This window comes from Streptomyces sp. NPDC054883 (assembly GCF_053610645.1).
On the sequence record NZ_JBSGYT010000033.1, the window covers coordinates 1 to 14,086 of the forward strand.

Annotated in this window: 9 protein-coding genes and 1 pseudogene; 8 read left to right on the top strand and 2 right to left on the bottom strand. The window is 73.4% G+C overall.

What is annotated here, in order from left to right:
• The first annotated feature begins 310 nt into the window (after nt 1-310).
• From leuS to ACWGH1_RS23135, 6 genes and pseudogenes are all read left to right on the top strand, one after another.
• The gene (leuS, locus tag ACWGH1_RS23110) at nt 311-3,181 is read left to right on the top strand and encodes a leucine--tRNA ligase (RefSeq protein ID WP_453356610.1); all 2,871 of its coding nucleotides are present in this window, start codon (nt 311-313) and stop codon (nt 3,179-3,181) included.
• A gap of 132 nt (nt 3,182-3,313) precedes the next feature.
• On the top strand, nt 3,314-4,027 hold the full coding sequence (locus tag ACWGH1_RS23115; protein ID WP_453408972.1) for a hypothetical protein: 714 nt from the start codon (nt 3,314-3,316) through the stop codon (nt 4,025-4,027).
• A gap of 129 nt (nt 4,028-4,156) precedes the next feature.
• On the top strand, nt 4,157-5,002 hold the full coding sequence (locus ACWGH1_RS23120) for a DegV family protein (RefSeq protein WP_453357242.1): 846 nt from the start codon (nt 4,157-4,159) through the stop codon (nt 5,000-5,002).
• A 239-nt stretch (nt 5,003-5,241) separates the two neighbouring features.
• Nucleotides 5,242-6,153, top strand: coding sequence for a helix-hairpin-helix domain-containing protein (locus ACWGH1_RS23125; protein WP_453357241.1), 912 nt, complete (start codon nt 5,242-5,244; stop codon nt 6,151-6,153).
• A pseudogene (locus ACWGH1_RS23130) lies at nt 6,150-8,522 on the top strand (ComEC/Rec2 family competence protein); the annotation flags it as partial. The gene ACWGH1_RS23125 and the pseudogene ACWGH1_RS23130, both read left to right, overlap by 4 nt.
• 136 nt (nt 8,523-8,658) lie before the next feature.
• Entirely contained in the window at nt 8,659-9,540 is an 882-nt protein-coding gene (locus ACWGH1_RS23135; RefSeq protein ID WP_453356175.1) for a YceI family protein, read from the top strand.
• 17 nt (nt 9,541-9,557) lie between these two features.
• Here the strand turns inward: ACWGH1_RS23135 and ACWGH1_RS23140 are convergent, their stop codons facing one another.
• Nucleotides 9,558-9,800 carry a hypothetical protein gene (locus ACWGH1_RS23140; protein WP_453356176.1) on the bottom strand — a complete coding sequence of 81 codons (243 nt, stop codon included), beginning with the start codon at nt 9,798-9,800 and terminating at the stop codon, nt 9,558-9,560.
• Between the two features lie 79 nt (nt 9,801-9,879).
• Here ACWGH1_RS23140 and holA point away from each other — a divergent pair, with 79 nt between their 5' ends.
• The gene (gene holA, locus ACWGH1_RS23145; protein ID WP_453356177.1) at nt 9,880-10,872 is read left to right on the top strand and encodes a DNA polymerase III subunit delta; all 993 of its coding nucleotides are present in this window, start codon (nt 9,880-9,882) and stop codon (nt 10,870-10,872) included.
• Between the two features lie 852 nt (nt 10,873-11,724).
• Here the strand turns inward: holA and rpsT are convergent.
• Entirely contained in the window at nt 11,725-11,991 is a 267-nt protein-coding gene (gene rpsT, locus ACWGH1_RS23150; RefSeq protein WP_030159297.1) for a 30S ribosomal protein S20, read from the bottom strand.
• A gap of 207 nt (nt 11,992-12,198) precedes the next feature.
• Between rpsT and lepA the strand changes: the two genes are divergently transcribed.
• Nucleotides 12,199-14,064 (top strand): translation elongation factor 4, encoded by a 1,866-nt coding sequence (gene lepA / locus ACWGH1_RS23155; protein WP_453357169.1) that lies wholly within the window; start codon nt 12,199-12,201, stop codon nt 14,062-14,064.
• Nucleotides 14,065-14,086: the final 22 nt, after the last annotated feature.

Sequence of the window (14,086 nt, forward strand, 5' to 3'; positions counted from 1 at the left end):
TTGTTGGTTGCGCCCCTGCTGGCCATGCTGCCGTCAGGTTTTAAAATACCCCTACCCACCACCGTGAAGACACGGGGCCCCCCCGGATGGGGGGCCCCGCTTCTCGTTGTGCGGAACGCCCGAGCGGGCGTCGGGGCCGCTGCGGTACCCTGACGCCATGCGTGCCGTACGCCTTCTGCTTACCGAGCCGCGCTGATCAGCACCGACCTTCGAGACGGTCGGCATCGGCGCGGCGTCCCCTCCTGTGCGAGGGGTTTTTTCGTTTGGGCAGGCAGAGACGGCAGAGACGATCGATGGAGCTTCAGAAATCATGAGCGAGACGAACACCCCGGCCCCCGAGGCGGCCGAGGCGCACCGCTACACGGCTGCCATGGCCGCCGACATCGAGGCACGCTGGCAGGACGTATGGGACGCGGAGGGCACCTACGAGGCTCCGAACCCGACCGGTGACCTGGCCGGGGACCCGGCCGTCGTCGCGCGCCCCAGCAAGTTCATCATGGACATGTTCCCGTACCCCTCCGGTGCGGGACTGCACGTCGGCCACCCGCTCGGCTACATCGCCACGGACGTCTTCGCCCGCCACCAGCGGATGAGCGGCCACAACGTCCTGCACACCCTGGGCTTCGACGCCTTCGGCCTGCCGGCCGAGCAGTACGCCGTGCAGACCGGCACGCACCCGCGCGTGTCCACCGAGGCCAACATCGAGAACATGAAGGTCCAGCTGCGCCGACTGGGCCTGGGCCACGACAAGCGCCGCTCGTTCGCGACGATCGACCCGGACTACTACAAGTGGACGCAGTGGATCTTCCTGCAGATCTACAACTCCTGGTACGACGCCGACGCGAAGAAGGCCCGCCCGATCGCCGAGCTGGTCGCCGCCTTCGAGGACGGCTCCCGCGAGGTCCCCGGCGGCCGTGCCTGGGCGGAGCTGGGCGCCGGCGAGCGGGCCGGGGTGCTGAACGAGTACCGGCTGGCCTACGCCTCGGACGCGCCCGTGAACTGGTGCCCGGGGCTGGGCACCGTACTGGCCAACGAGGAGGTCACCGCCGACGGCCGGTCCGAGCGCGGCAACTTCCCCGTCTTCAAGGCCAAGCTGAGCCAGTGGAACATGCGGATCACGGCATACGCCGACCGCCTGCTGGACGACCTGGACGCGCTGGACTGGCCCGACGCCATCAAGCTGCAGCAGCGCAACTGGATCGGCCGCAGCGAGGGCGCGCGCGTCGACTTCGCCGTGGGCGCCGACGCCATCACCGTCTTCACCACCCGCCCCGACACCCTGTTCGGCGCCACCTACATGGTGCTGGCGCCCGAGCACGAGCTGGTCGAGAAGATCGTCCCGGCCGCCTGGCCCGAGGGCACCCACCAGGTGTGGACCGGCGGCGCCGCGACCCCGCACGAGGCGGTGGACGCGTACCGCAAGCAGGCCGCGGCCAAGTCGGACGTCGAGCGGCAGGCCGAGGCCAAGGACAAGACCGGTGTCTTCACCGGCGCCTACGCCACCAACCCGGTCAGCGGCGACCGGGTCCCCGTCTTCATCGCCGACTACGTCCTGATGGGCTACGGCACCGGCGCGATCATGGCGGTCCCGGCGCACGACAGCCGCGACTTCGCCTTCGCCCGCGCCTTCGAACTGCCCATGCGCTGCGTCGTGGAGCCCTCCGACGACCGCGACGCCGACCCGGCGGAGTGGGACGACGCGTTCTCCTCCTACGACGGCACGATCGTCAACTCGACCGGTGAGGGCATCTCGCTGGACGGCCTGGGCGTCGTCGAGGCGAAGGCCCGGATCACCGACTGGCTGGCCGGCCGAGGCATCGGCGAAGGCACCGTCAACTTCCGCCTGCGCGACTGGCTGTTCAGCCGCCAGCGCTACTGGGGCGAGCCCTTCCCGATCGTCTACGACGAGGACGGCGTCGCGCACCCGCTGCCCGAGTCGATGCTGCCGCTGGAGCTGCCGGAGGTCGAGGACTACTCGCCGCGCACCTTCGCGCCCGACGACGCGGCGTCGAAGCCCGAGACCCCTCTGTCGCGCAACGAGGACTGGGTTCACGTAGAGCTGGACCTGGGCCGCGGCGAGGGCGTCAAGCGCTACCGCCGCGAGACCAACACCATGCCGAACTGGGCCGGCTCCTGCTGGTACGAGCTGCGCTACCTGGACCCGCACAACGACTCGGCGCTGGTGGACCCGGCGATCGAGCGGTACTGGATGGGCCCGCGCGAGGGCGCCCCGCACGGCGGCGTCGACCTGTACGTGGGCGGCGCCGAGCACGCGGTGCTGCACCTGCTGTACGCGCGCTTCTGGTCCAAGGTGCTGTTCGACCTGGGCCACGTCTCGTCCGCCGAGCCGTTCCACAAGCTGTTCAACCAGGGCATGATCCAGGCCTACGCGTACACCGACGCGCGCGGCGTGTACGTGCCGGCGGCCGAGGTCGAGGAGCGCGACGGCGGCTACTTCCACCAGGGCGAGCCGGTCAAGCGTGAGCACGGCAAGATGGGCAAGTCCCTGAAGAACGCCGTCACGCCGGACGAGATCTGCGAGGAGTACGGCGCCGACACGCTGCGCCTGTACGAGATGGCGATGGGTCCGCTGGACGTGTCGCGTCCTTGGGACACGCGGGCCGTGGTGGGCCAGTACCGGCTGCTCCAGCGCCTGTGGCGCAACATCGTGGACGAGGAGACGGGCGCGGTGACGGTCGTCGACGCCGAGCCCGCCGAGGACACGCTGCGCGCGCTGCACAAGGCCATCGACGGGGCCGGCGCGGACATGGCGGCGCTGCGCTTCAACACCGCCATCGCGAAGATCACCGAGCTGAACAACTTCCTGACGAAGGCCGGCCGGCCGCTGGAGCGCTCGGTCGCCGAGCGGCTGGTGCTGCTCGTCGCCCCGCTGGCGCCGCACATCGCGGAGGAGCTGTGGCACCGGCTGGGGCACAGTGACTCGGTGGTCCACCAGGACTTCCCGCTCGCGGACCCGGCGTACGTGGTGGACGAGAGCGTGACGTGCGTCGTCCAGGTCAAGGGCAAGGTCAAGGCCCGCCTGGAGGTGCCGCCGATGGTCTCCGAGGGGGACCTGGAACGGCTGGCGCTGGCGGACGAGGCGGTCGTGGCGGCGCTGGGCGGGGCGGAGATCCGCAAGGTGATCGTGCGCGCGCCGAAGCTGGTGAACATCGTCATCTGAGCGCCGGCCGGCGTCGGCGGGCCGGTCGTAGGGGTATTCCCGTACGGGCAGGTTGGGGGTTCGAAGGGAACCCCCGGCCTGCCCGTTGCGTTTACGGTGGAGGGGACGGAATAGGCAGGGGAAGGGAGCCTCATGGAGGCGGGCGCGTTGGTCATCTTTGCCCTGTTGGTGCTGTTCGCCTTCCTGGGGCTGGGCGCATGGGCCGCGGTGAAGGCCGTGGGCGCGGCGAAGCGCGGCGTCGACAGGTCGGTCACGCAAGCCCGGCGGAGGGTGGAGGACACGACCCTCAGGGCCCGGAGCCTCGGCCAGGTGGGGGTCACCGGCGCGCTGGCGCAGCTGCGACTCGACCTGCGGACCTCGATGCGGGCGACGCAGCAGGCGCTGTACCAGGGCGTGCAGACGGACGGCTCACTGCGGGAGTCGATCGGCCTGTTCGAGCGGCTGAGCGAGCACGGGCACGACCTGGACGCCGAGCTCAAGCGGCTGGAGCAGGAGCCGGACCGCAAGCGGATCGCGGAGAGCCTGCCCGACCTGCGGGCACGCACCCGCAAGATCACGGAGTCGGCGGACTCCCTGCGGTGGGCGGCGCGGGAGCGCGCCCGGCGCTTCGCGGAAGACGACCTGTCCGCGCTCTCGGCGCAGATCGAGGTGGAGTCGGGCGCGCTGCGCGACTGGTCGCGGCAGTCCGTGGACGACCTGGCGGCGGCCGCGGCCGCCTGGGACGAGGGCAGGCCGCAGAGCCGGCCCGGCACCCCGGCGCAACCCCGCCCCGCGGCCCTGAACCCGTCCTCCCCGCCGCGGCGCCACCCGTGGGAGAAGCGGCCGAAGCCGGAGACGACGGCCTGAGGCCTGCGCACGGCGCGGCTGACGGACGACGCCGGCGACGCGGTGGGCCGGCTGAGGGCGCCCGCGCCGAGGTCCCGGGAGAGGGGCCCGCGCTGCAGGAGGGGGGCCGCTGGCGGTAACCTCCGGCTCATGTCCCGCCATGTCGCGATCGTCACCGATTCCACGGCCTACCTGCCCCCAACGGCGATGGCGCGGCATCGGATCACCGCTGTCCCGCTGACCGTGGTGCTCGGCGACGAGGCACTCGAAGAAGGCACCGAGATCTCGGCCCGCAGCCTCGCGGCGGCCCTGCAGAAGCGCCGCTCGGTCACCACGTCCCGCCCCAGCCCGGAGGACTTCGCGCGGGCCTACCAGGCGGCCGCCGACGCGGGAGCGAGCGGCATCGTCAGCCTGCACCTCTCCGCCGAGTTCTCCGGCACCTGCGACGCCGCCGTCGTCGCCGCCAAGACCGCCCCCGTCCCGGTCCGGGTGGTCGACACCGGCATGGTGGCCATGGCCCTCGGCTTCTGCGCGCTCGCCGCCGCCGAAGTGGTGGAGACCGGCGGCTCGGTCGACGAGGCCGTGGCCGCCGCGGAGAAGCGGGCCGCCGACATGTCGGCGTACTTCTACGTCGACACCCTGGACTACCTCCGCCGCGGCGGCCGGATCGGGGCCGCACAGGCCCTCCTCGGCTCGGCGCTAGCCGTCAAGCCGCTGCTCACCCTCGACGGCGGGCGGATCGAGATGCTGGAGAAGGTGCGTACGGCGTCCCGGGCCATCGCCCGCCTGGAAGAACTGGCCGTCGAACGTGCGGGCTCCGGCAGTGTCGACATCGCGGTGCACCACCTCGCCGCGCCGGAGCGGGCCGAAAAGCTTGCGCACCGGCTCCGGGAGCGGGTCCCCGGCCTGGTCGAACTGCACGTCAGCGAGGTCGGCGCGGTCATCGGCGCGCACACCGGGCCGGGTCTGCTGGCGGCCGTCGTCTCGCCGCGCTGAACGGCGGAGGGGTTGGGGAACCGCGGACCGGCCGAAGAACCTGTGAGCGGCCGGGCGGGTCACCATGACGGGCGCCGGGCGGGACATGGGCGCGGCCGGGGAGCCTCTGAGCGGCGGGGGCCCTCCGAGCGGCCGGGCGGGTCACCGGAACGGGTGAGCGGGTTATCCACAACGGGCCGGTGGTCCACCGGAATTGAAGCCTCCGAACGGGGATCGGAACAGGCCCCTACCGTCGTGGCATGACTCTGCGAACGCGTACCGCGTCCCCTTCCCGAGCCGGCGCCACCAGCGGCCCCGGCCGTCCCCGCCGGTCCGACGGCCGGTTCCGCGACCGCCAGCGGCGGCCGTACCCCGATCCGGTGACGGTGCGGCGCCGGGCCGAGGCCATCCTGACGGCGCCGCCGCCCGACCCCGTGCCACAGGCCCGGGAACCCGAGGCCGTCGGCGGGCCCGAGCCGGTGGCCGCCCAGGAGACGGCCCCGCCGGGCGGCCGGGGTACTTGGCGGCTCGCGGTACGCGAGCGGCTGCCCGGGTGGGTGCAGGCCCGGTGCGGGGTGGAGCCGCGGACGGTGGCGGCGCTCACGGTGGTGCTGGTCGCGGCGGTGGGCTTCGCGGCCCAGCAGTACTGGTCGGCGCGGCCGGGGCCGGTGACCGCGCCGGCCGTGGTCGCGCCCGCCTCGGTACCCGGCCCCGCCCCGGCGCCGACGGCCCCGGCCCCCACCGCGGGTACCCGGGTCGTGGTGGACGTCAGCGGCAAGGTCCGGGAGCCGGGGGTGCGGACACTGCCCGCCGGGGCGCGGGTGGAGGACGCCCTGGCCGCCGCCGGGGGAGTGCGGCCGGGCACCGACACCACCGGGCTGAACCGGGCCCGGGTGCTGGTGGACGGCGAACAGGTGGTGGTGGGCGCGCCCGTGCAGCTCCCGGCGGGGGGCGGCGGCGCGGGTCCCGGGCCGGGTGGTGGCCCGCTGAGCCTCGGCACCGCCACCGTCGCCCAGCTCGACGGGCTGCCCGGCGTCGGCCCGGTGCTCGCGCAGCACATCGTCGACTTCCGGACAGCGCGGGGCGGTTTCCGCTCCGTGGAGGAACTCCGGCAGGTCAACGGCATCGGCGAACGCCGGTTCTCCGACCTGCGCAAGCTGGTGCGGCCGTGAACCCGCCCGAGGGGCCCGGGCCGGTGGACCTGCGGCTCGCCGGGCCGGCCCTGGCCGCGTGGGCGGCCGCCGCCCTCGCCCTCGACGCGCCGGCCGGGTGGACCGCCGCCGGGGTGGGCCTGGCGGTGGTTGCGGCGGGGCTGTTGCTGTGGGCCGGCTGCCGCAGGCCGGATGCGTTGTGGAGGGTGGGTACGGCCGCTGCCGCCGGGTTGCTCTGCGCGGGCGCCGGTGCCGGGGTGGCCGGGCTCCAGCGGGCCGAGGCGCGGGCCGGTCCCGTCGTCGGGCTGGCCGGGGAGCACGCCCGGGTCGTGGCGGAGCTCATCGTCGGCTCCGATCCCCGCAGCGCCGGGGCCGGGAGCGGGCCGCCGGTGGTGACGCTGGACGCGGTGCTGACCCGGGTGACCGGCCCCGACGGCGCACGGAGCAGGGCCGAGACCCCGGTGCGGGTACTGGCCGGGCACCCGGCGTGGGCGGGGCTGCAGCCCTCGACGCGGGTCGAGGTGGTGGGGCGGCTGTCCCCGGGCCGGGGCGGGGAGCGGGCCGTGGCCCTGCTCCGGCCGGCCGGGGACGCGCCGCCGAGGGTGACCCGTGGCCCCGACGCGGCGCAGCGCTTCGCCGGAACCCTGCGGGCCGGGCTGCGGGAGGCGACCCGTGGGCTGCCGCCCGACGCCCGGGCGCTGCTGCCGGGCCTGGTCGTCGGCGATGTGTCCCGGGTTCCGCCCGACCTGCACGAGGCGTTCCGCGCCACCGATCTGCTGCATCTGCTGGCGGTGTCCGGCTCCAACCTCACCGTGGTGCTGTTCCTGCTCATCGGGCCTCCGGCCGCCGCGCAGCACGCCGAGCGGCGCGGGCTGGCCCCTCGCCTCGGGCTCTCGCTGCGGGTGACGGCCCTGTGCGGGGCGGCGCTGACGCTCGCCTTCGTGGTGGTGTGCCGGCCCGAACCGAGCGTGCTGCGGGCCGCCGCCTGCGGGGCGGTCACCCTGCTGGCGCTGGCCACCGGTCGGCGCAGGTCGCTGGTGCCCGCGCTGGCCGCGGCCGTTCTGCTGCTGGTGCTCTACGACCCGTGGCTGGCCCGCAGCACCGGGTTCCTGCTGTCCGTGCTGGCCACCGGGGCGCTGCTGACGCTGGCGCCGCGGTGGGGCGAGGCGCTGCGCCGGCGCGGCGTGCGGCCGGGGCTCGCCGGGGCGCTGGGGGCCGCCGCGGCCGCCCAGGCGGTGTGCGCCCCGGTCGTCGCGGTGCTCTCGGCCCGGGTGAGCCTGGTGGCGGTGCCGTGCAACCTGCTGGCCGAACTCGCGGCGGGTCCGGCCACGGTGCTGGGCTTCGCGACGCTCGCGGTGGCTCCGCTGTACCTGCCGGCGGCGGAACTCCTGGCGCGGTGCGCGGGGGTGCCGGCCGGGTGGATCGCGGGGGTGGCCCGCGCCGGGGCGGGGCTGCCCGGGGCGGAGCTGGCGTGGCCCGGCGGGTTCGTGGGCGGTGCGTTGCTGGCCGCGGCCACGGTCGGCGTGCTCGGCCTGTGCGTCCGCTGGGGCCGCAGGTGGTGGTTCTGCTCCGCCCTGGCCGTGGCGCTGCTCGCCGCCGTACTCAGGCCGCCGGCGCTCGTTCGTACGTTCAAGGGATGGCCGCCGCCCGACTGGAGTTACGTCCAGTGCGCGGTGGGGCAGGGGGACGCGGCCGTGCTCGCCGTGGGACCGGGCACGGCGGTGGTCGTGGACGCGGGTCCGGAGGCCGGGCCGGTGGACGCGTGTCTGCGGAGCCTCGGCGTGCGCAGGATCCCGCTGCTCGTACTGACGCACTTTCACGCCGATCACGTGGGCGGGCTCGCGGGAGTGCTGCGGGGCCGGGCCGTGGGTGCGGTCCAGACGACGACACTGGCGGAACCGGCGGGCCAGGCCGAGTTCGTGCGGCGCACGGCCGCCGGAGCCGGGGTGCCCGTGGTGGCCGCGGTGGCGGGTGAGCGGCGCCGGACCGGGCCGCTGGAGTGGCGGGTGCTGTGGCCGCCGCCCGCCGGACCGCCGACGCAGGGACCGAACGACGCGAGCGTCACCCTGCTGGTGCGAACCTCCGGCCTGACCCTGCTCCTCCTCGGTGACCTCGAACCGGACGCCCAGCAGGCCCTGTGGCGCGATCATCCGGAACTCGGGCCGGTGGACGTGCTGAAAGTCGCCCACCACGGCTCCGCACACCAGGACCCGGACCTCCAGGCGCGGATCAGGCCGCGGATCGCGCTCGTACCGGTCGGCGCCGGAAACCGGTACGGCCATCCCGCGTCCGCTACCCTCACCAAACTACGGGCGATGGGTACGGTCGTCCTGCGCACGGACACGGACGGCAGTGTGGCCGTCGCGGGGAGCGGCCCCGGGCTACGGGCGTTCCCGGCCGGCCGGCGACGCGAACGGCGCGCGCCCGCCGGGCGCGGCCGTGCTGTTTGCCCACAACCCGGCAGCATGATCGAATGCGTCTTCGCCAGAACGGTCCAAGTCCACACTGCACGGGGGTGCACCAACCATGTTCGGACGCCGACGGGGGATGGAGCCGGGCGGCAGCGCCGCCTCTCATACGGCCGCGACGCTCACGCTGCCACCAACGGCCCGGCTGCTCAGCTGCCGGGTGCTCGACACGGTCCACCAGCCGGTGCGCCAGGCGAAGTTCGAGGTGACCGACCCGATAGGCCGCCGGGTCGTCAGCGGGGAGACCGACCCGTACGGCGGGTTCACCGCCGCCGTGCCGGAGGGGGAGTACCGGCTCTCCGTCACGGCCGAGGGCTACGCCCCCTTCCACGGCGCGACGCTGGTGGGGGACCCGGCGCAACCCGGCACGGCGGAGATCGTCCTCGACGCGGTGGAGCCGCCGCGGCTGCCCGCGCCCGGACACTGGGAACTCGACCCGACGCACTCCTCGATCGGCTTCACCGCACGGCACATCGGCTTCGCCCGGATCCACGGCCGGTTCACCACCTTCGCCGGCGCGGTGCGGATAGCCGAACGCATGGAGGACTCCTCCATGCGGGTAATCATCGACGCGGGCAGCATCGACACCGGGCTGCGGATGCGGGACGACCACCTGCGCTCCGCCGACTTCCTGGACGCCGCGCGCCATCCCACGGTGGAGTTCTACAGCGAGCGCTTCATCCACCGCAGTGGCAGCCGGTGGGCCGTCGCGGGCGCCCTGACCCTGCACGGCGTCAGCCGTTCCGTGACCCTGGACACCCAGTACCTGGGCAACGGCACGGGCCTGCAGGGCGAGCCCCGGGCCGCTTGCCGGGCCACGGCCGAGCTGAACCGCGAGGACTTCGCGCTGAACTGGCAGTCGGTACTGGCCCAGGGGGTCGCGGCGATCGGTGCGAGCGTCGAGGTCGAGCTGGACATCCAGATCGTGCACAAGGCCTGAGGGGGCCCGGGCGGGGCTCAGGGAGCCTCCAGCCACCCCTCGTAGGCGGCGGCGAGGTCGTCCAGCGAAGCGGAGTCGAGCTTTGCCTGCGGGTCCTCGACGACGACCAGCCACTGGGCGTCCTCCGCGTCGTCCTCACCGGCGAGGGCGTCGCGGACCAGTTGGGGCTCCTCGGGCAGGCCGAAGCGGTCGACGAGTTCGGTCGCCACCTCCTCGGCGGCGTCGCGGTCGGGCAGGACCAGTACATGTCGCGGGTTCACCCGACCATTCTCCGGGACGCCGCCGTTGCCGCGGATCGGGGGAGGGGGACTGTCGGTGGGGCGTGGGATGCTGGAGGCGATGGCCACCAGGAAGAACCCCACCGACGATCCGCTCGCCCCGCTCACCCTCGCGGTGGGGCAGGAGGATCTGCTGCTCGACCGCGCCGTACGGGAAGTGGTGACGGCGGCGCGTGCCGCCGATGCCGACACGGACGTGCGGGACCTCGTCTCCGAGCAGCTCCAGCCCGGCACGCTGGCGGAGCTGACGAGCCCTTCGCTCTTCTCCGAGCGCAAGGTCCTGATCGTGCGCAACGCGCAGGACCTTGCCGCCGATTCGGTGAAGGAGGTCAAGGCGTACCTCGCGGCGCCGTACGAGGAGATCGTCCTCGTCCTCCTGCACGCCGGCGGGGTCAAGGGCAAGGGCCTGCTGGACGCGGCCCGCAAGGCCGGCGCCCGGGAGGTCGCCTGCCCGAAGATGACCAAGGCGGCGGACCGGCTGTCGTTCGTGCGGGGGGAGTTCCGGACGCTGGGGCGTTCGGCCACCCCCGAGGCCTGCCAGAGCCTGGTCGACGCGATCGGCAGCGACCTGCGGGAGCTGGCGAGCGCGGCGGCACAGCTGTGCGCGGACGTCGAGGGAACCATCGACGAGGCGGTGGTCGGGCGCTACTACACCGGCCGGGCGGAAGCCTCCAGCTTCACCGTCGCCGACCGGGCGGTCGAAGGGCGGGCGGCGGAGGCGTTGGAGGCCCTGCGCTGGTCCCTGTCCACCGGTGTGGCGCCGGTCCTGATCACCAGCGCCTTGGCCCAGGCGGTCCGGGCCATCGGGAAACTGGCCTCCGCTCCGCGCGGGGCCCGTCCGGGCGACCTCGCGCGGGACCTGGGCATGCCGCCGTGGAAGATCGACCGGGTCCGCCAGCAGATGCGCGGCTGGTCGGCGGACGGCGTCTCGGAGGCGTTGCGTGCCGTGGCGCTGGCCGACGCGGGGGTGAAGGGCGGCGGAGACGACCCGGAGTACGCCCTGGAGAAGGCGGTCGTGGCGGTCGCCCGCGCGGCCCGCCCCCAACGCCGCTAATCTCCCGGCGGGTCGTTCTCAGAGCCCGGACCCGATCCCGGTTCCGCCGGGCCCAGGTGCATTGTGGACTGACTCGCCAGGGAAGGGCGGGGCCCCGAGTCTTCGTCGCAGGCGACGAGCCGGGGCGGCTCCCGGTGTAGCCGGACCCCGACAGCGTGGCCTCCCGGCGGGGGCCGTTCGCGCCGACCGCCCGGGCCGTGGTCTGCGCCTGCACCGGTGTCGGCCTCGGCCCGTTCGGGTCTGGCTGCTGCCCCGCGAGCCTCCGGGCGGCGCCGGCCCCCTGTGCGCCCTCCCAGGGGCTGACCGCTGGGGCTCGCCGACATGAGCCCGCTGGCTTCGTCCCCGCCGGTGGCAGCCGCGTCGTCCGCCGCCGGGGCCGGCCGGCCGTGGGCCTGAGGGAAGACGGCGGTGGCCTGCCCGTCGGCCCGGCCCTGCTTGCCCGCGAAGCCTTCAGCGGGCGCGGGTACTGCGTACCCGCGAAGGGCGGATGGGCGGAGCCGGGGCCGCCGCCGGCGTCGCTCACCGAGAGGGCTCGGCCTGCGAGTGCGGGCGCTGCCTCCAAGGCGGGCCGGAGGTGCGCGCTGGTCGGCTGCCGGGCAGCCGTGAGGCCGAGCCGGGGCGCGGGCCGGCGGCTCGGCTGCCCGGCCGGGGATGGGGCCGGGGCGGTCGGTGGCGGGCCCCGGGCATGGCGAAGGCCCCGGCCGCGTCCTGGGGAAGGGTGGCGGTCGGGGCCTTCGGTTACTTCTGGGTGCGCCGCACCCGCGTGGCGAACGCTTCGCGTGCGGCGCGGTTGCCGGTCGGGAGCGGGAGAGAGGGCCCGCTGGATCCCTACCCGGCGATCACATCAGGAGCTCAGCCCTGGAGGGTGGCAACCTTGGTGGCCAGCGCCGACTTCTTGTTGGCGGCGGCGTTCTTGTGGATGACACCCTTCGAGACAGCCTTGTCGAGCGCACGCGCGGCGGCACGGGAAGCCACGGTGGCCTTCTCGACGTCACCGGCGGCCACGGCCTCGCGGGCCTTGCGGATCGCGGTCTTGAGCGAAGACTTGACGGCCTTGTTGCGCAGGCGCGCCTTCTCGTTCGTCTTGTTCCGCTTGATCTGGGACTTGATGTTCGCCACGAAAGAGCCTTTTCAGGTTCAGAGTTTGATCTTCGGATTGTGTCCCGGACGGTGAGAGGCCATACGAGACACAGCTGCCCAGGCTACCAGGCACGCTCCGGGCGGCCCAAACCGAGCGCACTGCGCCGTCCATGGGACCATGGGACTCTGCATATACGAGATATACGAGACAACGTTCCGACTGCGACCCGAGAATCAGGACACTGCGTGCCCGCGATCCCCAGCCACGTGCCCGAGCCGAGCCGTACCGACCCGGCGCTGATCCGCAATTTCTGCATCATCGCGCACATCGACCACGGCAAGTCGACCCTCGCCGACCGGATGCTCCAGCTCACCGGCGTCGTCGACCAGCGGCAGATGCGCGCCCAGTACCTCGACCGCATGGACATCGAGCGTGAGCGCGGCATCACCATCAAGTCGCAGGCGGTCCGCCTGCCCTGGTCGCCCACGGAGGGCCCGGGCCAGGGCAGCACGCACATCCTGAACATGATCGACACCCCCGGGCACGTCGACTTCACCTACGAGGTCTCGCGCTCCCTCGCCGCGTGCGAGGGCACGGTCCTCCTGGTGGACGCCGCCCAGGGCATCGAGGCGCAGACCCTCGCCAACCTGTACCTGGCGATGGAGAAGGACCTCGCGATCGTCCCGGTCCTGAACAAGATCGACCTGCCGGCCGCCCAGCCGGAGAAGTTCGCCGAGGAGCTCGCGAACCTGGTCGGCTGCCAGCCCGAGGACGTGCTGCGGGTCTCCGCGAAGACCGGTCTCGGCGTGGACGCGCTGCTCGACAAGATCGTCGCCACCGTCCCGGCCCCGGTCGGCCCCAAGGACGCCCCGGCCCGCGCGATGATCTTCGACTCGGTGTACGACTCGTACCGCGGCGTCGTGACGTACGTCCGTGTCGTCGACGGCCAGCTCAACAAGCGCGAGCGCATCCGGATGATGTCCACCGGCGCCACCCACGAGCTGCTGGAGATCGGTGTCTCCTCCCCGGAGATGACCCCGGCCGACGGCATCGGCGTCGGCGAGGTCGGCTACATCATCACCGGCGTGAAGGACGTCCGTCAGTCCAAGGTCGGTGACACCATCACCAGCCTGCACAACGGCGCGACCGAGGCCCTCGGCGGCTACAAGGACCCGAAGCCGATGGTCTTCTCGGGCCTGTACCCGCTCGACGGCTCGGAGTACCCGGACCTGCGCGAGGCCCTGGACAAGCTCCAGCTCAACGACGCCGCGCTCGTCTACGAGCCGGAGACCTCGGCGGCGCTGGGCTTCGGCTTCCGCGTCGGCTTCCTCGGCCTGCTGCACCTGGACGTGGTCCGCGAGCGCCTGGAGCGCGAGTTCGGCCTCGACCTGATCGCGACCGCGCCGAACGTGGTCTACCGCGTCGTCATGGAGGACGGCAAGGAAGTCAGCGTCACCAATCCGAGCGAGTTCCCCGAGGGCAAGATCTCGGACGTGTTCGAGCCGGTCGTCCGGGCCACCCTGCTCGCGCCTTCCGAGTTCATCGGAGCGATCATGGAGCTCTGCCAGCAGCGCCGCGGCACCCTCCTCGGGATGGACTACCTCTCCGAGGACCGGGTCGAGATCCGCTATACGCTCCCGCTCGCGGAGATCGTCTTCGACTTCTTCGACCAGCTGAAGTCCAAGACGCGCGGCTACGCCTCCCTCGACTACGAGCCCACCGGCGAGCAGTCCGGCAGCCTGGTCAAGGTCGACATCCTGCTGCACGGCGACAAGGTCGACGCCTTCTCCGCCGTTACGCACAAGGACGCCGCCTACGCCTACGGTGTGCGCCTCGTGGCCAAGCTGCGCGAGCTCATCCCGCGGCAGGCCTTCGAGATCCCGATCCAGGCGGCCGTCGGCTCGCGCGTCATCGCCCGCGAGACCATCCGCGCCATCCGCAAGGACGTCCTCGCGAAGTGCTACGGCGGTGACATCTCCCGTAAGCGGAAGCTGCTGGAGAAGCAGAAGGAAGGCAAGAAGCGGATGAAGATGGTCGGCTCCGTAGAGGTCCCCCAGGAGGCCTTCATCGCCGTCCTCTCCAGCGACGAGTCCGCGGGCAAGAAGAAGTAGCCCGCCGGCGACCCCAGTCGTG